Below are 18231 nucleotides of genomic sequence, written 5' to 3' on the forward strand. Positions count from 1 at the left end.
AGATAATGATGAAATTTGGTCTGGTGGTTGCGGCGTTGCTCAGCATTAGCATGCCTGCCGCGGCTACGACCCTGAAACTCTCCCCGGACATCGACCTGCTGGTGGTCGACGGCAAGAAAATGACAGGTTCGTTGTTAAAAGGCGCCGACAGTCTTGAACTGGATGGCGGACAGCACCAGCTGCTGTTTAAAGTGACCAAAAACGTCCGCGCCGGCCAGCATACGCAGGCCTATGCTTCCTTGCCGCTGGTTGCCTCCTTCAATACGCAAAAAATCAGCCAGGTGGCGATCGAACTGCCGCGCATCGAGAACGACCGCGATGCGCAACGCTTTGACAAAACGTTAAATTATCTGGTGGTCGATAAAGACGGCAACGCCCTGCCGTTCCGGCATGATGTGCTGCATCCCGACAGCGTCACCTTCAATGCCGATTTGGAAAAGGTGATGACGGATTACAACCGCCAGAATCGCTCCGCCTCCGTCGCGGCCTTCGTTCAGGCGAACGCCGGTAATCCCTCAACGCCCTCGTTGACCGGCACGCCGCTGAACGCCCCAACGGTCACGCTGAAGGGTGAAAACGTGTCGGAGCAGATGCTGCAATATTGGTTCCAGCAAGCCGACAAGGAAACACAGAAGCGTTTTCTGCGGTGGGCCAATAAACAACCGGTTCGCTGATCCTTTCCGGCGCCTTTCCCCGCAAAGGCGCCTTCTCCTCGCATTTTCAAGCGCAAACGCTAGGCAGTGAAAAACAGTTTCAGTAATCTGTCGCACATCCCCGATTAGCGAAGGACACCGAGATGGAATTGACCACCCGCACTATCGCCGCGCGCAAACACATTGCGCTGGTGGCGCACGATCACCGCAAACAGGCCCTGTTGGAGTGGGTAGAAAGCCACAAGACCATTCTGGCGCAGCACCAGCTGTACGCCACCGGCACGACCGGTAATCTGATCCAGCGCGCCAGCGGCATTCCGGTCACCAGCATGCTGAGTGGCCCGATGGGCGGCGATCAGCAGGTTGGCGCACTGATTGCGGAAGGCAAGATAGACATGCTGATCTTCTTCTGGGACCCGCTGAACGCGGTGCCGCACGATCCGGACGTGAAGGCGCTGCTGCGGCTGGCGACCGTATGGAATATTCCGGTGGCCACCAACCGCTCGACCGCGGACTTTCTGATCGACTCTCCGCTGTTCAAAAGCGAGGTGGAGATCGCCATCCCCGACTATCAGCGCTACCTGCAAGACCGCCTGAAATAGTCCTCACGGCCTGGCTGGCGCCAGGCCTGATGCCTACGGTTTTTTCTGCACCGGTACGCCAAGATCTTGCAGCTGTTCGACGAACACCGAAGGGCGTTCACGATCCTGCAACAGCCATACCTGATGTTTGGCGCGCGTCAACGCGACATACAACAGACGACGCTCTTCGGCATCCGGGAAATCCTCCGGCTGCGGCAGTAGCACCTCTTCCAACACCGACTCGCGCGCCACGGCGGGGAAGCCGTCACGCCCCTCATGCAAACCAGCAATGATGACGTATTCCGCTTGCTGCCCTTTACTGGCGTGGATGGTCATAAATTCCAGATCCAGCTTGGGCCAGCGGGTGGCCGCCTTCGCCAGCGTCTCCGGTTTCAGATGATGGTAGCGCGCCAGCACCAGGATACGCTCATCCGGTTTGGCATAGCCGCTCAGCTTATCCAGCAAGGGCTCCAGCTGCTCGTGCGGCAGGATCGCCACCGACTTTTTATTGCCCTTGCTCAGGCTGTTGAGCGGCTTTTTCAACTGGTGCGGGTTCTGCTGCACAAACCGGTTGGCTACCTCACCGATACGGTCATTGAAGCGATAAGTGGTGTCCAGCGCGCACTGCGCCCCTTCACCGAAGTGGGTGGCGAAAGCCGTGGTTAACGTCAACTCTGCACCGCTGAATCGATAAATCGCCTGCCAGTCATCCCCCACCGCAAACAGGCAGGTCTGCTTGTTTTGCCGGCGCAGCGCCGCCAGCAACAGCGCACGCTGCGGCGAGATATCCTGAAACTCATCGACCAGAATATGTTTCCACGGGCTGACGAAGCGCCCCTTATCGAGAATATTGACCGCCTGATGAATAAGGCCGGAGAAGTCCACCGCCCCTTCCTCTTTCAAGGCGCTTTTCCAGGCTTTCAACAGCGGTGCCATCAGCCGGATGCGTTTTGAAAACAGATCGCGGATTTCTTCATCCGCCTGCTCAATCATTTCCGCCTGGCTGCCGCCGTGCATCCGCATCAGCCCCAGCCAGCGTTCCAAGCGGCCCGCCAGCCGATCCGCCAGACGTTGATCCTGCCAAAAATCGCCTTCCGGCACTTCCCATTCCAGCTCGTCGGTCAACCATTGACGCCACCCCTTGGCCTGGGCTTTTTTCTCAGCGCACTGTTGGCGCCAATGGGTAATCAGCATCGCTTTGCGCGCGTTGGCATCGGTTTCCAACCGGCTGATGGCCGGGGCTTTGCGGCTGCCTTGTTGAATGATCTGCAGCGCCAATGCATGGAATGTCTTGGCCTGAATACCGACATCGCCCAAACGCGCTTTGATGCGATCATTCATCTCACTCGCAGCCTGACGGCCGAACGCCAATAGCAAGATTTGGCCCGGCTCCGCTTCCTGACGGCGCAGCAGCCAGCCGGCGCGCGCCACCAGCACCGACGTTTTGCCGCTGCCGGCCCCCGCCAATACCAGAACAGAATCCTCGCCGTTGACCACCGCACGGCTCTGAGAGTCATTAAGCGGTGAGATCTCGACGGTCTGGAAGAAGTCGTGATGTTGCTCCAGCATGCGCTCGGTCCACTGCCGGTTGCGTTGTTCGACGCTGCGCAGCCCCTGCTGCAGCCATTCCAGACACAGATGGTAATCGGCCCGGCAGTTATCAAACTCATCCAGACGCGCAACCGGCATCGGCAACGCGGAGAAAGCCTCGTGGATTTGCTGTTGCAGCTTGCCCAGCTCAGACTTTTTGAACCATTTGTCTTGCTGCTCTATGCGCTGGATCTGAGCCACCTGCTGTTGCAACACGCCGGCGCTGACCTCGCTCATTTCGGCGCTCCACTGCTGCCACGCCTGCTGCAGATAATGATGAAAACGCTGCGTTTCCTGCCATTCGGTGCCGTGTAGCCGCACCACTTTTTCGTCCGGCAATTCAAATTCCAGCTCGCCCCAGACGATGCCGCGCTTGCACCTGACCTGAATCAATTGATTGAAGGGGATCAGGTATTCATGTTTTTCCCCGCTCACCTCAACGCCGGCGTGCAGCAACCGCACGCGGTTATAAGGGTGCTGAGCCAGGTGTTTCCCCAGCGATGTCGCTTTAAGTTCCATATCGTCGCGCCATGACTATGTTGAGATTAAATAACGGATATCTGCCAGTTTACCTGCGATAAGCAGTGGCACTCTAGCGCTAAAAAAAGGGTAGAATAGATTTTGCGTTTTTATCGTGAATACGCCCGCATCGCGGTTTGGCCATCATTAGAGCAGAATGACGTCTATGCGTACTGTACTGAATATTCTTAATTTTGTGTTGGGCGGTTTTTTCACCACGCTGGGCTGGCTCATCGCCACGGTGTTCAGCGTATTGTTGGTCATCACGCTGCCCCTCACCCGCTCCTGTTGGGAAATCACCAAACTGTCGCTGGTGCCGTTCGGCAACGAGGCAATCCACGTCGATGAACTCTACCCGGAAAAAAGCAATGCGCTGCTCTCCGCTGGCGGTTCGCTGCTCAACATTATCTGGTTGGTGCTGTTCGGCTGGTGGCTGTGCCTATCACATATCGCTGCCGGTATCGTGCAGTGCGTTTCGATCATCGGCATTCCGGTGGGCATCGCCAATTTCAAGATTGCCGCCATCGCGCTGTGGCCGGTGGGGCGCCGCGTCGTCTCGGTAGAAATGGCTCAGCAAGCGCGTATTGAGAATGCTCGCCGCCACTATCATCAGCGTTAATTTTTTCTCCGTTTGAGGAGTTTTTCGTGCTCTCTTTTGCACCCGCAGTTCGTCGTTATACTTACAACAGCAACCTGCTGTATCACTTGCGCATCCTTATTGCGCTCATCGGCACCACCGCCGTTCCCTGGTGGCTGGGCATTCCCAAGCTGACCATTCCGCTCACGCTGGGCGTCGTGGCGGCGGCCCTGACTGATTTAGATGACCGCCTGGCCGGCAGGCTACGCAACCTGCTGATCACGCTGGTGTGCTTCTTTGTCGCCTCGGCTTCAATCGAGCTGCTGTTTCCCTATCCCTGGTTGTTCGCCCTTGGCTTAACCACATCGACCTGCGGGTTTATCCTGCTCGGCGCCCTGGGGCAACGTTATGCCACCATCGCCTTCGGCGCATTGCTGATCGCGGTTTATACCATGCTCGGCACCTCCATGTACGATGCCTGGTATCAGCAACCGCTGCTGTTGGTGATCGGCGCACTGTGGTACAACCTGCTGACACTGGCGGGCCACCTGCTGTTCCCTATCCGGCCGTTGCAAGAGAACCTGGCGCGCTGCTACGATCAGCTGGCCAACTATCTGGATGCCAAAGCCAATCTGTTCGATCCCGATGCCGAGCGCGATGCCGACCTGCCATGGATGGATGTCGCAATGGCCAACAGCACGTTGGTCGCGCTGCTTAACCAAACCAAAGCCTCGCTGCTGACGCGCCTGAAAGGCGATCGCGGCCAGCGCGGCACCCGTCGCACCTTGCACTACTATTTTGTCGCGCAGGATATCCACGAACGCGCCAGTTCTTCCCACGTTCAGTACCACGCGCTCAGCCGGCAATTTCGTCACAGCGACATTTTGTTCCGCTTCCAGCGTTTGCTGAGCATGCAGGCACGCGCCTGCCGCCAATTGGCGCAATCGATCCTGCTGCGGCAAAAGTACCAGCACAACCCGCGCTTTGAACCGGCTTTCAGCCGCATTCAGGAGGCGCTGGCGCGCATCGCCGAAACCCAGGGCAACAATGAGCAGACCAAAGCGCTGGCGCATCTGTTGAAAAACCTGCATGCGATCGATGCGCAGCTGGCCAATATCGAATCAGAGCAGACGCTGGCCAGCGGGCAAGCAGAAGAGAACAGCCTGGCCGACGACCGCTTAACCGGCTGGAGCGATATCCGGCTGCGCATCAGCCGCCATTTGACGCCTCAGTCGGCCCTGTTCCGCCACGCGATCCGCATGTCGGTGGTGCTGTGCGTGGGTTACGCCTTCATTCAACTCACCGGCATGCAGCACGGTTACTGGATCCTGTTGACCAGCCTGTTCGTCTGCCAACCAAACTACAATGCTACCCGCCGACGCCTGGCATTGCGCATCATCGGCACCCTGGCCGGTATCTTGATCGGCCTGCCAATCCTCTATTTCGTGCCTTCACTGGAAGGACAGCTGGTGTTGATCGTCATCACCGGCGTTCTGTTCTTCGCTTTCCGCACCGTACAATATGCGCACGCGACGATGTTCATCACGCTGCTGGTGCTGTTGTGCTTTAACCTGTTGGGTGAAGGATTCGAAGTGGCAGCCCCGCGCGTTTACGATACCTTGCTGGGCTGCGCCATCGCCTGGGCGGCAGTCAGCTTTATCTGGCCGGACTGGCAGTTCCGCCAATTGCCGGCGGTGGTGGATAAAACGCTGAATGCCAACTGCCGTTATCTGGACGCCATTCTGGTGCAATACCACCAGGGTAAGGATAACGGCCTCGCCTACCGCATTGCGCGGAGAGATGCCCACAACAGCGATGCCGAACTGGCTTCGGTCATCTCCAACATGTCCGCCGATCCCAAGGCCGACAAGGCGCTGCAGGAAGCCGCCTTCCGCCTGCTCTGCCTGAACCACACACTCCTGAGTTATATCTCGGCGTTGGGTGCGCACCGCGAGCGGCTGAACACCCCAGCCACGCTCGATCTGCTCAATGATGCCGTGTGTTACGTGGACGGCGCCCTGCATCAGGAAGAACAGAACAGCCTGCGCATTGCACAGGCGCTGGAACAGCTGGCGGAGCGCATTCGCCAAGCCGTTCCGGAACCTGAAAGCAAAGAACAGCTGGTTTTGCAGCAGGTAGGGCTGGTGCTCGAACTTCTGCCGGAACTCACCGCGCTGCACACCCAAATCAATAAGACAGCCTAATAATTCAGGGCCCGCTCGGCGGGCCCTGAATCACCGGCTCATGTCCATGGCGGCGCATCGCCATCATATGGTCGAACCAGCGCACCAATTCGTCATGCAATTCAGCCGGTAATGCCGCCTGATGATACCCGGCGATCGCCCCGCCCAGCGACAACAGGACTCGCAACCCCAGATTGGTCTGCTGTTGAAGGAGACAAAGATAGCTGCGTTTTGCGCCCTGCAACCGCAGGTCATAGGCGTTGCGGATACCCGCTCGCCACAACAATCGCTCCATATTGACATCTATATTCGGCAGCGCCTTCAATCTGCCGTGGTCGCCGGCCTTGAGCCGCTGTTCCCGGCGGGCCTCCCTGACAGCTTGCCAGGCCAGTCCCACCAATTCGTTACGTTCCCGCCACAGAGACTCGTCAACCCAGTAATAGCGCAAAGTAATGGGCACACCGCGCTTGGAATAGACCATATTGACCATGCCCCGAGCGCGAAAGGCCGGTTCCATGCTCGCCGTAGCCCGCAGATACAGCTCGCCTTCCGCTATCACCGCAAACATCACCCCCTCAGCCAGCAGCCCATAGCCGCCAAACTGTGACCGCGTGGTGATGGCGCCCAGCGCCGCAAAGCAATTTTTAGCCTGCGCGATTCTTCTCGTCGACATCCTTTTCATAGCGTTCCTCCTTTTAGGTTCCGGTCGTATTATTTCTCTCATCAATGAAAAAAGTAACGTGAACAACTAATTAGAAAAATACGCACTATCCGTCTGCATGCCAATCACAAAAGACATCAGTACAAAAAATGATCGCAATTATGCGAGCCGCTACGAAAATTTGGGTTGATCTTATCCGAAATCAGGGATACTGTATAAACATACAGTAACACGACGGGCGGGAACTTTATGCGTACTCAATCACTCTACCAACCTCATTTTAGCCATGGCTCTTTTACCGCGAACAGCGTTGCGAAGAACACGAATGTCGGCAAAGAGAATGGCTTGATCAGTGAACTTGTTTACAACGAGCGCCAGCCCGCAGTGGCTCAACTGTTGTTGCCCCTGCTGCAGCAGTTGGGCAAGCAGTCTCGCTGGCTTCTGTGGCTGACGCCGCAGCAAAAGCTAAGCAAACAATGGCTGCAGCAGTCTGGCCTGCCGGTAGATAAAATGGTGCAATTGAGCCAAATCAGCCCGGTGAATACGGTTGAGGCAATGGAAAAAGCGCTGCAAACGGGGAATTACAGCGTGGTTCTCGGCTGGTTGCCCGAGCTAACGGAGGAGGATCGTCTAAAATTAAGACGTGCGGCAGAATTGGGTAATGCCTACGGATTTATCATGCGTCCTCAACGTGACATTGACCCGACTCACGGACACTGTTCCACCCTAAAAATTCACTCTTCTTTGTATCATTAAGTAAATTTAGGATTTTTCCCATCATTTTCGCACCCCGTAGAGGGAACCTTTGCGGGATAAGGCACAAAGCTAGTCCGGCCGCGGTTTGCCAAGCAAAAACGCCCGATGAATCGCCGTTTTTTTAGGCTAAGAATGTTAGCAAATATGTACGATTCTGCGTTTTTTTTTAGAGCCTTATCACATCACACTTGTAACTTTCGCGCCACGTTGTAGACTTTACATCGCCAAGGTTGCTCTATAACGTCAGAAAAACTGGCGAGTAACAAACGAGGGCTTAAACCTTGGCGAAGGAATTTAACCAAGGGCTTAAACAGCTTTAAAGCTCATTGCCTATTTGGATGATAACGAGGCGCAAAATGAAAAAGACAGCTATCGCATTAGCAGTGGCACTGGCAGGTTTCGCTACCGTAGCGCAAGCCGCTCCAAAAGATAACACCTGGTACACCGGTGCTAAACTGGGCTGGTCCCAGTACCATGACACTGGTTTCTACGGTAACGGTTACCAGAACGGTATCGGCAACGGCCCAACCCACAAAGATCAGCTGGGTGCCGGCGCGTTCCTGGGCTATCAGGCAAACCAATACCTGGGCTTCGAACTGGGCTATGACTGGCTCGGCCGTATGCCTTACAAAGGCAGCGTGAACAACGGTGCTTTCAAAGCGCAGGGCGTTCAACTGGCCGCTAAACTGAGCTACCCAATTGCTGACGATCTGGACATCTACACTCGTCTGGGTGGTATGGTATGGCGCGCAGATTCCAAAGCTAACTACAACAACGGCAGCGCTGGTCGCCTGAGCAACCACGACACCGGCGTTTCTCCGCTGGCTGCTGTTGGTGTTGAATACGCACTGACCAAAAACTGGGCTACCCGCCTGGACTACCAGTTCGTAAGCAACATCGGTGACGCAGGTACCGTTGGCGCGCGTCCAGACAACACCATGCTGAGCCTGGGCGTTTCTTACCGCTTCGGTCAGGATGATGTAGTTGCTCCAGTTGCTCCAGCTCCAGCTCCGGCTCCAGTTGTTGAAACCAAGCGTTTCACTCTGAAGTCTGACGTGCTGTTCAACTTCAACAAAGCAACTCTGAAGCCACAAGGTCAACAGGCTCTGGATCAGCTGTACTCCCAGCTGAGCTCCATGGATCCTAAAGACGGTTCCGTAGTTGTTCTGGGTTACACCGACGCCGTTGGTTCTGCTCAGTACAACCAAAAACTGTCTGAAAAACGTGCACAAAGCGTTGTTGACTACCTGGTCTCCAAAGGCATCCCGTCAGACAAAATCTCTGCACGTGGCATGGGCAAAGCTGATCCAGTTACAGGCAACACCTGTGGCTACAAAGCTGGCCGCGCTACCAAAGCTCAGATCGACTGCCTGGCACCAGATCGTCGCGTAGAGATCGAAGTTAAAGGTATCAAAGACGTTGTAACTCAGCCTCAGGGCTAAGTTTACTCGCCTAATAAAAAACCCCGCATTGCGGGGTTTTTTTCGTCCTGCTGGTATCAGAACATTCAAGACTATGTGTAACTAAGGCGCTCTGCCCTGTTTACTTAGGTTCTTTACCGAGAATCGCCTTCAAGTCTTCTTTCAACGATGACATCTGATTCGCATACTTCTCTTTGCGTTCGGCATCTTCGATAAGCTGCACAACGGTTTCCGACAGCGTGACGCCGCGACGGCGCGCCAGGGCAGCCAAACGTTGCCAAACCAAAAACTCCAGATCGATAGATTTTTTGCGCGTATGCTGGTGTTCTGCGTTAAAATGACGTTTGCGGCGGGCGCGGATCGTTTGCTTCATCCGGTTATCCAGTTCCGGATTCATATGAGCGGCAATCCATGCAAGTACCTTTACCGGCTCATTTTCCAGCTTCAGCAGCTCGTTAACCGCTTCCTGAGCAGCGCTGTTTTCAATGTAGCGGGTAATAAGCTCCCCTTCCCGGTGCTTTTTCACCAGGTACTTCCATTTCCAACCGCTCTCCAGATTTTCCAGTTGCTGATATTTCATCTTGAGCTCTTCAGTGACCGCGTAACTTCAAATAAGCATAACAGCTTTGCGCCGAATTTCCCCGGCAATTAAGCCGTCTTTTAGACTGTTTTTTGCACAGTCATCGCGTGATGTCAAACTCCCTGACGCCAACTGGCACTCCACATGTATCAAGCCGCCGTTATTCTTGTATAATCGCCCTTTCCCTTTTTAACGATTGCATCTAACACTTTGACCAATAACCGACTTGAATGGCAATCTTTATTGCCGGACGTAACGCCTTATCAGGCGATATTTGATACCGCCGCTCAGTTGGCACCCGTGCCCTTTTCCGCCATTCAGCCTCGGCTGGAAAATGCCCTGACGCTATTTTGCCACCCTCAATCGCCACCGCGTTTCATGCTGTTGAAAGCGCAAGAAACGCGAGAGTATCTGGAACTGGTTGCTAACGCCGTCAAACCGCTGCTGACGAAAGACACGGCATGCTGCGGCAGCCACTATGTCATTCAGGATGGCAAGGTCAGCGTAGAACCGGCCAGCCGTGGCGATGAACCTTTCGCCGCCGGCGGTGCTTGCCTGTTCCAGGAGTGGATTGAGCCGGAGCAGCTGTTTGGCTGCGTGCGGATCCACCACGGCGACATTACCCTGCAGCCAGGTCTGGTGCACCAGGCCAACGGCGGCGTTCTTATTCTGTCGGCCCGGGCGCTACTGGCTCAGCCGCTGCTATGGCTGCGGCTGAAGCAGATGATCGGCCAGCGTCAGTTCCATTGGGTTTCGCCAGACGAAACCCGCCCGCTGCCGGTAACCATTCCACCGATGCCGTTGGACCTAAGGCTGATTGTGGTCGGCGATCGTCACGGCCTGGCCGATTTCCACGATATCGAGCCGGAGCTGAGCGAACAAGCGGTCTACGGCGAATACGAAGACGATCTGCAACTGACCGAAGTCGATGATATGGCGCAGTGGTGCGGCTACGTCAACGGCGTGATCGCCGATCGGCAGTTACCGATGTTGGCGGCCGATGCCTGGCTACCGCTGATCGTCCAGGCAGTGCGCTATAGCGGTGACCAGGGCGTCCTGCCACTCTCGCCGGTTTGGCTTGGCCAGCAGCTGTCCGAGGCCGCACTGTACGCCGAAGAGGAGCGCATTACCGCCAAGGCGTTTGAAGCGGCGTTGAATGCCCGCGAATGGCGTGAAAGCTATCTGGCCGAGCGTATGCAGGATGAGATTGAGCTCGGCCAGATCCTGATTGAGACCGAGGGTGAAGTGGTCGGGCAGATCAACGGCCTGTCAGTCCTGGACTATCCCGGCCATCCACGCAGCTTCGGCGAGCCCTCGCGCATCAGTTGCGTGGTGCATCTTGGCGACGGCGAGTTTACCGACGTCGAGCGCAAAGCCGAACTGGGCGGCAACCTGCATGCTAAAGGCATGATGATCATGCAGGCGTTCCTGATCGCCGAACTGGATCTGGATCAGCAGTTGCCTTTCTCCGCCTCCATCGTCTTTGAACAATCTTACGGCGAAGTAGATGGTGACAGCGCCTCGCTGGCTGAGCTGTGCGCCTTGATCAGTGCCCTGTCACAGCAGCCGATCACACAACAGATCGCCGTCACCGGCTCCGTCGACCAATTCGGCAACGTACAGCCGATAGGCGGCGTTAACGAAAAGGTCGAAGGTTTCTTCGAAGTTTGTGTACGCCGCGGCCTGACGGGCAAACAGGGCGTCGTACTGCCCGTGACCAACGTGCGCCACCTGTGCCTGCGTCAGGATGTCGTTGACGCGGTACGCGAAGGGCAATTCCATCTGTGGGCGGTAGAGAGCGCGGCGGAAGCCTTGCCTTTGCTCACAGGTTGCCTCTACTCTGACGAACAACAGCCGAATTTGTTGGCGGCCATACAGGAACGGATTGCGCAGGTGAGCCTGCAAGAACGCCGCCGTCCGTGGCCGCTGCGCTGGCTCAACTGGTTCAACCACGGCTGATCGGACTTGTTCAGCGTACACGTGTTAGCTAACCTGCGTCCTTCATTAAAATAAGGCTTACTGAGAACATGGTAGATAAACGCGATTCCTATACGAAAGAAGACCTCGAAGCATCCGGCCGTGGCGAGCTGTTCGGCGCCGGTGGCCCACCGTTGCCGGCAGGTAACATGTTGATGATGGACCGCGTGGTCAAGATGACCGAAGACGGCGGGACTCACAACAAAGGTTATGTGGAAGCGGAGCTGGATATTAATCCGGACCTATGGTTCTTCGGTTGCCACTTTATCGGCGATCCGGTTATGCCTGGTTGCCTGGGCCTGGATGCCATGTGGCAGTTGGTCGGTTTCTATCTCGGCTGGCTGGGCGGCGAAGGCAAAGGCCGCGCGCTGGGCGTCGGTGAAGTCAAGTTCACCGGCCAGGTGCTGCCGACTGCCAAGAAGGTCACCTATCGTATTAACTTCAAGCGCGTCATCACCCGCAAGCTGATCATGGGCGTCGCCGATGGCGAAGTGCTGGTTGACGGCGAAGTGATCTATACCGCCACCGATCTGAAAGTGGGCCTGTTCAAGGATACCGCAGCGTTCTAATCACGCTGGCGAGAAGTCGGCCACTGCCTTCTTTTCCAACGCTCACCGCATGCCGTCACGTTCAACGTGATGGCATTTCTTTCTCTTAGCGCTTCAAGCCCCCCATCTCCTTTAATCGCCCGTTATCGAAACGTCTTTTTCTTCCTGTCTCTGGCCTATTCTTACCTGAAGCGGTTAAAGCAACAGACTGGCTGAACGTCGCACTCTCTCGATATCGGTACCCGCGCGATAGCGGGTTTTTTGCATCCGGTTATTCTCTTGCCCCTCAAAATCCCCTAACATGGTTCGAAAGGTAACTACAGTTAGTGTACCCAGTGAGGAATGGCATGCAAAAGACCCGCTTTAGCGATGCGCCTTGCCCCGTTGCGCGCTCATTGGATCGCGTCTGCGAGTCATGGAACATCCTGATCCTGCGCGATGCCTTTCAGGGGCTCTCCCGGTTCGACGAATTCCAACAAAGTTTGGGGATATCGCCCACGCTGCTGGCCCGACGGCTGAAGGATCTGGTGGCTCATGGCATTCTGTATAAGCAACGCTATCAAACCCGACCGGTGCGCTACCACTACCTGCTCACCGAGCGCGGCAACGATTTTTTCCCCGTGCTGGCGGCCCTCTCACAATGGGGTAACCGTCATCTGACCGACGGCGCCGTTAGCTCGCTGCTGGTCGACAGTCGCACAGATCAACCGATCCAGGTCCAGTTAATCAATCGCGAGACCCAACAGCCGGTGCCGCAACAGTTCATTACGCTGGCGCCAGGGCCGGCGGCAAGCGACGGCATCTATCAGCGCGCCGAGCTGATGCGGCGCCGGCGTCTCGCTGATTTTCCCGAATCTACCAAGGAGACATCATGAGTCATCGTCGTATCGTCATTACCGGCATGGGCGCCGTTTCGCCTTTAGGGTGCGGTGTTGAAACCATCTGGCAACGTTTGTTGAAAGGAGAATCAGGCATTCGGGCGTTGCCTGACGAGATCGTTGCGGATTTGCCGGTCAAAGTCGGAGGCCAGGTTCCGGAACTGGCACAAGATGCTGAAGCGGGCTTCAATCCCGACGCTTCTGTCGCCCCCAAGGACCAAAAGAAAATGGATCGTTTTATCCTGTTCGCCATGGCGGCGGCGGATGAAGCCATTCGCCAGGCCGGTTGGATAGCCGATACGGAGGAAAAACAAGAACGCACCGCCACCGTCATTGCCTCAGGTATTGGCGGTTTCCCGGCGATTGCCCAGGCGGTACGCATCACTGACAGCCGTGGCGCCAAGCGTCTGTCGCCGTTTACCATCCCTTCATTCCTGGTCAATCTGGCGGCCGGCCACGTTTCAATCAAACATCGCTTCAAAGGCCCGATTGGTGCACCGGTCACCGCCTGTGCGGCCGGCGTGCAGGCCATTGGCGACGCGGTGCGTCTGATCCGTAATGATGAGGCCGATATTGCGCTGTGCGGCGGTACCGAGTCCGCCATAGATACCGTCAGCCTGGGCGGCTTCGCCGCTGCACGCGCCATGTCCACCGCACCGGCCGAATTGGCGCGACAGGCCTCTCGGCCTTTCGACAGCGCCCGGGACGGATTTGTCATGGGAGAAGGCGCCGGCATGCTGGTGATTGAAACGCTGGAACACGCGCTGGCGCGCGGCGCCACACCGCTCGCGGAAATCGTCGGCTATGGTACCAGCGCCGACGCCTACCACATGACATCCGGCGCTGAAGACGGCAATGGCGCCTATCGGGCGATGAAAATTGCGTTGAAGCAGGCGAACGTCGCCCCCGAGGAAGTTCAACATTTAAACGCGCACGCAACCTCGACACCCGTAGGCGATTTGGGCGAAATCAACGCCATCAAACACCTGTTTGGCACCGCCGGGACTGTCGCCGTGACCTCGACGAAATCAGCGACCGGGCACCTGCTGGGCGCCGCCGGCGGGTTGGAAACCATCTTTACCGCCTTGGCTCTGCGCGATCAGATAGCCCCTGCAACGCTAAATCTGGATAATCCCGATCCGGCGGCGGCAGGCTTGCATCTGGTCGCGAAACAGGCGGAATCGATGAACATGACCTACGCCTTATCAAACGGCTTCGGCTTTGGCGGCGTGAATGCGAGTATTTTGCTGAAACGCTGGCAGGATAAATAAACGCCTGAAACAAAAACCTCCGCCAAAGGGCGGAGGTTATTCCTTTTATTTGACAGGGAGCCGCTTAAGCGGTCACAGCCCTGTCTTCCATGGCTTCTCGCCAACCTCCCAGCCATTGAGACCGGGCGTCCACTGATGATTGGTAGGGACAATGTTCCCTGGAACGCCCTAAAATACCTGCCTGATACCCTCTCGAATGCGCCCTTTCCAGACGATCGCGTTTCTGTCTCTTCATGCCTCGTTTCCCTCATTTTGGTCTGGTGGAAAGAAAACAATGGCTGCTTTTTGTGCAGCCACGAGTAATCAATAGCGCTAAAAGAAGAGAAGATCAATGCGCAAAATTCACGCCAATGTCATATTTGTGAGCTACGCCCGAGGAAAGTGCTAAGTGGCTGATCTGCCGGGAAAGGGTTTAACTGTTTGAAACGAAAAAGGAATCCCTGCCAGGGAGAAAAAAAGACTTTTCACGCTGACAGGGATTAGACGATTTTAGACCAAATTATGACTAAATGCCGCCCATCTGTGCTGCGATAGCCTGAGCTTCCTGCTGCCAGCCCTGCGCCAGCGTGCGCACCAGGGCATCATAGCCGTCCTCACCCTGTTTCAATTCCAGGTTGAAAGGCCGTTTGATCAAGCGCCCCTGGCGGTTCAACACCCACTCGCCGCGAACGATCGCCTTGCCGTCAAAGCGGCCGTGGAAACCGCTGATAGTCACGTTCAGCACATCCTGATCGCTGCTCATCGGCTGCGAAGAGACCACCCAGCCCGGCAGCGCGCTGCTCAGGTTGGTGACCAGCGTTTGCTGCAGCTGTTGGTCGAGCGGGCTGGCCCACAGGTTGTTCTGGGCTATCACATACTGTACGTCGTTGGTTTGATACACCACGCCGCTCTGCGCCAGATAATCCGCCACGCTCACGTGTTCCAGCCACAGCTGGCGCGTGGAGGCGCCGCTGCTGCTGACCGCGGCCGGCGCACCCAGCGCCGGCAACTGATAGTACGTCTTCTGTGGCGAACTGCTGCAGGCGCTGAGCAACAGCGCCAGGGCTACCGGGATCCATTTCATCATTTCGTGGCCTTCTTCGGCTGAGGGTCAGTGCTGCCGGCGGCTTCAAACACCAGCGCGTTGCTCTTCTCATTCAGGGTGCGCAGCACCGGCTGCAGCTCACGCAACACCTGGTCGAGGCGCTGCATGTCGCCCACCATCTTGTTGTAAGCCGGTGAACCAGGCTGGAACCCTTTCATGCTGCGGTTCAGCTCCAGCAGCGTTTTCTGCATGTCCTGCGGCAGCGCCTGCATCTCTTTGCTGGCGATGATGTCGTTCAACGACTTCATGGTCTGCTGCGTCGACTTCATGGTTTTCTGGCTTTCCGCCAGCGTCTTGGTCGCCTCGTTGATCATCGGATTGATCGGCATCGCGTTGATCTTGTCCAGCGTCTGCATCAGTTTCTGCTGGATCTGCGCCAGCCCGCCGCTGGTGGTCGGCATCAGCGGATAACCGAACAGCTCACGCGGCCCTTTCCACGGTTTCTCCTGCGGGTAGAAGTCGAGATCGATATACAGCGAACCGGTCAGCAGGTTGGCGGACTTCATCGAGGCGCGCATACCGCGCGATTCCGCGTCCTTCAAATGCCCTTCGATATCGAAATTGCCGCCCAGCTGTTTCTGGAAGCGATCCGGCTCGATGCGGATCAGCACCGGAATGCGGTAATCGTTATCCAGACGCTGTGCCATGCCGTCTTTATAGAACGGCACCTGCGCTACCGTGCCCAGGCGGATGCCGCGGAACTCGACCGGCGCGCCCGGCTGCAGGCCGCGTACCGAATCAGAGAAGAACAGCAGGTAGTCCTTATGCACGGTATACAGCGAATCCTGCGTGCTGCGCTGGTTGTCGAACAGCTGGTACTCCGCCTTCTCTTTCGCCAGTTCGCCGCGATCCCAGCCGTCCGGTACGTCGAAGCTGACGCCGCCGCTGAACAAGGTAGTCAGCGACCCCATTTCAACCCGCATCCCTTGCGCCGACATGTCGAACGCCACGCCGCTGTCTTTCCAGAAGCGTACGTTGGTGGTGACCAACTGGTCGTAAGGCGCGGTAATGAACAGCTGATAGCGCATGGCGCGTTCTTTCGGATCGAAGTAGCTGGTCTCTACCGACCCGACGCGATAGCCGCGGAACAGCACCGGATCGCCGGCGTTGAGCTGGCCCGATTTCTCGCTGTCCAGCACGATGCGCAGCCCTTTGGCATCCGGGGAAGCCAGCGGCGGCGCGTCGAGCAACTGATAGTTGTCTTTGCCGTCTTTGCCCTTGCTACCGGGCTGCAGTTCGATATAGGCGCCGGAGAGCAGCGTCCCCAGCCCGGAAACGCCTTCACGGCCGATCTGCGGCTTCACCACCCAGAAGGCGGAGTCCTGACGCAGCAATTTCTCCATGCCGGAATTGAGGCGCGCCTGCACCATCACCTTGCTCAGATCATCGCTCAGCGTGACGGTTTCCACCACGCCGACGTCTACACTGCGGCTTTTGATTTTGGTTTTACCCGCTTCCAGCCCCTCCGCCGTCGTGGTGACCAGCGTCACCACCGGCCCCTGATGGCTGAAGTGGTAAAACAGGATCCAGGCGCCGATCAGCGCGGTCACGATGGGAATGATCCACACCGGCGACCAGCGTTTGATCTTCTCAACGTCTGCGACGCTATGATTATTTTCCGTCACCTTGCGGCTCCTTGTTGATTGTTTCACTTGCGCGATCCCAGGTCAGCCGGGGATCAAATGTCATGGCGGCGAACATGGTGAGGATCACCACCAGCGCGAACAGCACGGCGCCCGTCGCGGGGTAAATGCTCATCAACTGCCCCATTCGCACCAGCGCCGACAATACGGCGATCACAAACACGTCGATCATTGACCAGCGGCCAACGAACTCGACCACTTCATAAATCAGGTGCATGCGCTCGCTGTCGGCGCGCGGTTTCTTCCTGCCGTTGGCGTCCCAGCACAGCCAGCCGATCGCCAGCATTTTCAGCGACGGCACCATGATACTGGCGATGAAAATCACCATCGCCACCGGATAAGAGCCGTCCCCCCACAGCAGGATCACCCCCGCCATGATGGTGGAGTTCATTTTGTTACCCAGCGCCTCGGTCACCATGATGGGCATCAGGTTGGCCGGGATATACAGCATGATGGAGGTCACCAGCAGCGCCAGCGTCCATTGCAAGCTGTGGCGGCGACGCACGTAGCCGTTGGTGTGGCAGCGCGGGCAGCGCACCTGGTTAGCCGGCAAGATCGCCGTGCAGCAGGCGCAGGAGCGCACGCCCTGTCGCATGCCGGTGCGCCCCACCGTCAGCGGGCGATCGAGACGCGGCGCCGGTTCGATGTCCTGCCACAGCCAGCGCCGATCCACGCATTGAAAAGCGCGCACCTGCAGCAGGCAGAACAGGCAATAAGGCACGAAGCTGCTGCCGATACCGATATCGCCATAAGCCATCAGCTTGACGAAGCTGACCAGCACCCCGGCGAGGAAAATTTCCACCATGCACCAGGTTTTGAACTGGAACAGCACCCGGGCCATCCACTCTTTGAGCCCCAGCGGCAAGCGCACTTTGGCGCACAGCAGAATGATCGCCAGCATGCAAAACGCCGGGATCAGCTGCACGAACACCATAAACAGCGTGGCCATGCTGGCGTAGTCTTCCGCCACCATGACTTCCGGGATTTGAATCAGCCGGATTTCATTGCCGAGACCGGCGACACGCATATTGATAAACGGGAAAATGTTGGCCAGCACCAGCATGAACAAGGCACTGAGCGCGTAACCGATCGGCCGCTTGCGCGGTTCGTCCCAGCGGGCGCTGAGCGTGGTTTTGCAGCGCGGGCATACCGCTTTGCTGCCATAGGCCAGCGGCGGTAGCGCCACCAGCATGTCGCATTGCGGGCACAGCATCAGGTTATCCTGCTGCTCCGCCGAAGGTGCGGAATGACTATGCTGCTGATGATTGTTGTGGGAACACACCATATTCCTCCTCAATAACGTTGCTCA

Annotated in this window: 17 protein-coding genes; 10 read left to right on the top strand and 7 right to left on the bottom strand. The window is 57.0% G+C overall.

Annotated features, from left to right (window positions below; translation table 11 throughout):
* The first annotated feature begins 8 nt into the window (after positions 1-8).
* Together FHU12_RS12595 and FHU12_RS12600 are read left to right on the top strand one after the other, a co-directional pair.
* The gene (locus FHU12_RS12595) at positions 9-674 is read left to right on the top strand and encodes a DUF2057 family protein (RefSeq protein ID WP_141972977.1); all 666 of its coding nucleotides are present in this window, start codon (positions 9-11) and stop codon (positions 672-674) included.
* Positions 675-796: 122 nt separating this feature from the next.
* A complete protein-coding gene (locus FHU12_RS12600; protein WP_015377363.1) occupies positions 797-1255 on the top strand; it encodes a methylglyoxal synthase in 459 nt (152 codons plus the stop codon).
* A gap of 33 nt (positions 1256-1288) precedes the next feature.
* Here FHU12_RS12600 and helD read toward each other — a convergent pair whose 3' ends face one another.
* Positions 1289-3343: a DNA helicase IV gene (gene helD, locus FHU12_RS12605; protein WP_141969700.1), complete on the bottom strand. Its 2055-nt coding sequence runs from the start codon at positions 3341-3343 to the stop codon at positions 1289-1291.
* 166 nt (positions 3344-3509) lie between these two features.
* Between helD and FHU12_RS12610 the strand changes: the two genes are divergently transcribed.
* Positions 3510-3962: a YccF domain-containing protein gene (locus FHU12_RS12610; RefSeq protein ID WP_004928120.1), complete on the top strand. Its 453-nt coding sequence runs from the start codon at positions 3510-3512 to the stop codon at positions 3960-3962.
* 26 nt (positions 3963-3988) lie between these two features.
* Positions 3989-6124 carry a YccS family putative transporter gene (yccS, locus tag FHU12_RS12615; RefSeq protein WP_141969702.1) on the top strand — a complete coding sequence of 712 codons (2136 nt, stop codon included), beginning with the start codon at positions 3989-3991 and terminating at the stop codon, positions 6122-6124.
* 4 nt (positions 6125-6128) lie between these two features.
* Here the strand turns inward: yccS and FHU12_RS12620 are convergent, their stop codons facing one another.
* The gene (locus tag FHU12_RS12620; protein WP_141969704.1) at positions 6129-6785 is read right to left on the bottom strand and encodes a TfoX/Sxy family DNA transformation protein; all 657 of its coding nucleotides are present in this window, start codon (positions 6783-6785) and stop codon (positions 6129-6131) included.
* A gap of 228 nt (positions 6786-7013) precedes the next feature.
* On the opposite strand from FHU12_RS12620, the gene sulA reads away from it, so the two are divergent.
* Together sulA and ompA are read left to right on the top strand one after the other, a co-directional pair.
* Positions 7014-7520 (top strand): SOS-induced cell division inhibitor SulA, encoded by a 507-nt coding sequence (gene sulA / locus FHU12_RS12625; RefSeq protein ID WP_047727899.1) that lies wholly within the window; start codon positions 7014-7016, stop codon positions 7518-7520.
* A 356-nt stretch (positions 7521-7876) separates the two neighbouring features.
* A complete protein-coding gene (ompA, locus tag FHU12_RS12630; RefSeq protein ID WP_141969706.1) occupies positions 7877-8962 on the top strand; it encodes a porin OmpA in 1086 nt (361 codons plus the stop codon).
* 100 nt (positions 8963-9062) lie between these two features.
* On the opposite strand, the gene matP is transcribed toward ompA, so the two are convergent.
* Entirely contained in the window at positions 9063-9521 is a 459-nt protein-coding gene (matP, locus tag FHU12_RS12635) for a macrodomain Ter protein MatP (RefSeq protein ID WP_019454505.1), read from the bottom strand.
* Between the two features lie 210 nt (positions 9522-9731).
* Here matP and FHU12_RS12640 point away from each other — a divergent pair, with 210 nt between their 5' ends.
* The 4 genes from FHU12_RS12640 to fabF all read left to right on the top strand — a co-directional run bounded on the left by FHU12_RS12640 (position 9732) and on the right by fabF (position 14195).
* The gene (locus FHU12_RS12640; protein ID WP_141969708.1) at positions 9732-11480 is read left to right on the top strand and encodes an AAA family ATPase; all 1749 of its coding nucleotides are present in this window, start codon (positions 9732-9734) and stop codon (positions 11478-11480) included.
* A 68-nt stretch (positions 11481-11548) separates the two neighbouring features.
* Complete coding sequence (gene fabA / locus FHU12_RS12645) at positions 11549-12067, top strand: bifunctional 3-hydroxydecanoyl-ACP dehydratase/trans-2-decenoyl-ACP isomerase (protein ID WP_019454507.1); 519 nt, start codon at positions 11549-11551, stop codon at positions 12065-12067.
* Between the two features lie 326 nt (positions 12068-12393).
* A complete protein-coding gene (locus FHU12_RS12650) occupies positions 12394-12921 on the top strand; it encodes a winged helix-turn-helix transcriptional regulator (RefSeq protein WP_141969710.1) in 528 nt (175 codons plus the stop codon).
* On the top strand, positions 12918-14195 hold the full coding sequence (gene fabF, locus FHU12_RS12655; RefSeq protein WP_141969712.1) for a beta-ketoacyl-ACP synthase II: 1278 nt from the start codon (positions 12918-12920) through the stop codon (positions 14193-14195). Before FHU12_RS12650 ends, fabF begins: the two co-directional genes overlap by 4 nt.
* A gap of 64 nt (positions 14196-14259) precedes the next feature.
* On the opposite strand, the gene rmf is transcribed toward fabF, so the two are convergent.
* From rmf to pqiA, 4 genes are all read right to left on the bottom strand, one after another.
* Positions 14260-14430: a ribosome modulation factor gene (rmf, locus tag FHU12_RS12660; protein ID WP_004928150.1), complete on the bottom strand. Its 171-nt coding sequence runs from the start codon at positions 14428-14430 to the stop codon at positions 14260-14262.
* 270 nt (positions 14431-14700) lie between these two features.
* The gene (gene pqiC, locus FHU12_RS12665) at positions 14701-15261 is read right to left on the bottom strand and encodes a membrane integrity-associated transporter subunit PqiC (protein ID WP_107227729.1); all 561 of its coding nucleotides are present in this window, start codon (positions 15259-15261) and stop codon (positions 14701-14703) included.
* Positions 15258-16904, bottom strand: coding sequence for an intermembrane transport protein PqiB (gene pqiB / locus FHU12_RS12670; RefSeq protein WP_141969714.1), 1647 nt, complete (start codon positions 16902-16904; stop codon positions 15258-15260). The genes pqiC and pqiB overlap by 4 nt, the downstream gene beginning before the upstream one ends.
* Complete coding sequence (pqiA, locus tag FHU12_RS12675; protein ID WP_141969716.1) at positions 16891-18207, bottom strand: membrane integrity-associated transporter subunit PqiA; 1317 nt, start codon at positions 18205-18207, stop codon at positions 16891-16893. Before pqiA ends, pqiB begins: the two co-directional genes overlap by 14 nt.
* Between the last annotated feature and the right edge of the window lie 24 nt (positions 18208-18231).

It is taken from the genome of Serratia marcescens (assembly GCF_006715005.1).
Classification (GTDB): domain Bacteria; phylum Pseudomonadota; class Gammaproteobacteria; order Enterobacterales; family Enterobacteriaceae; genus Serratia; species Serratia montpellierensis.

Coding starts and splice junctions, on each gene's coding strand:
- FHU12_RS12595 (WP_141972977.1), top strand. CDS start 9: ATGAAATTTGGTCTGGTGGTTGCGGCGTTGCTCAGCATTAGCATGCCT.
- FHU12_RS12600 (WP_015377363.1), top strand. CDS start 797: ATGGAATTGACCACCCGCACTATCGCCGCGCGCAAACACATTGCGCTG.
- helD (WP_141969700.1), bottom strand. CDS start 3,343: ATGGAACTTAAAGCGACATCGCTGGGGAAACACCTGGCTCAGCACCCT.
- FHU12_RS12610 (WP_004928120.1), top strand. CDS start 3,510: ATGCGTACTGTACTGAATATTCTTAATTTTGTGTTGGGCGGTTTTTTC.
- FHU12_RS12620 (WP_141969704.1), bottom strand. CDS start 6,785: ATGAAAAGGATGTCGACGAGAAGAATCGCGCAGGCTAAAAATTGCTTT.
- sulA (WP_047727899.1), top strand. CDS start 7,014: ATGCGTACTCAATCACTCTACCAACCTCATTTTAGCCATGGCTCTTTT.
- ompA (WP_141969706.1), top strand. CDS start 7,877: ATGAAAAAGACAGCTATCGCATTAGCAGTGGCACTGGCAGGTTTCGCT.
- matP (WP_019454505.1), bottom strand. CDS start 9,521: ATGAAATATCAGCAACTGGAAAATCTGGAGAGCGGTTGGAAATGGAAG.
- fabA (WP_019454507.1), top strand. CDS start 11,549: ATGGTAGATAAACGCGATTCCTATACGAAAGAAGACCTCGAAGCATCC.
- FHU12_RS12650 (WP_141969710.1), top strand. CDS start 12,394: ATGCAAAAGACCCGCTTTAGCGATGCGCCTTGCCCCGTTGCGCGCTCA.
- fabF (WP_141969712.1), top strand. CDS start 12,918: ATGAGTCATCGTCGTATCGTCATTACCGGCATGGGCGCCGTTTCGCCT.
- rmf (WP_004928150.1), bottom strand. CDS start 14,430: ATGAAGAGACAGAAACGCGATCGTCTGGAAAGGGCGCATTCGAGAGGG.
- pqiC (WP_107227729.1), bottom strand. CDS start 15,261: ATGATGAAATGGATCCCGGTAGCCCTGGCGCTGTTGCTCAGCGCCTGC.
- pqiA (WP_141969716.1), bottom strand. CDS start 18,207: ATGGTGTGTTCCCACAACAATCATCAGCAGCATAGTCATTCCGCACCT.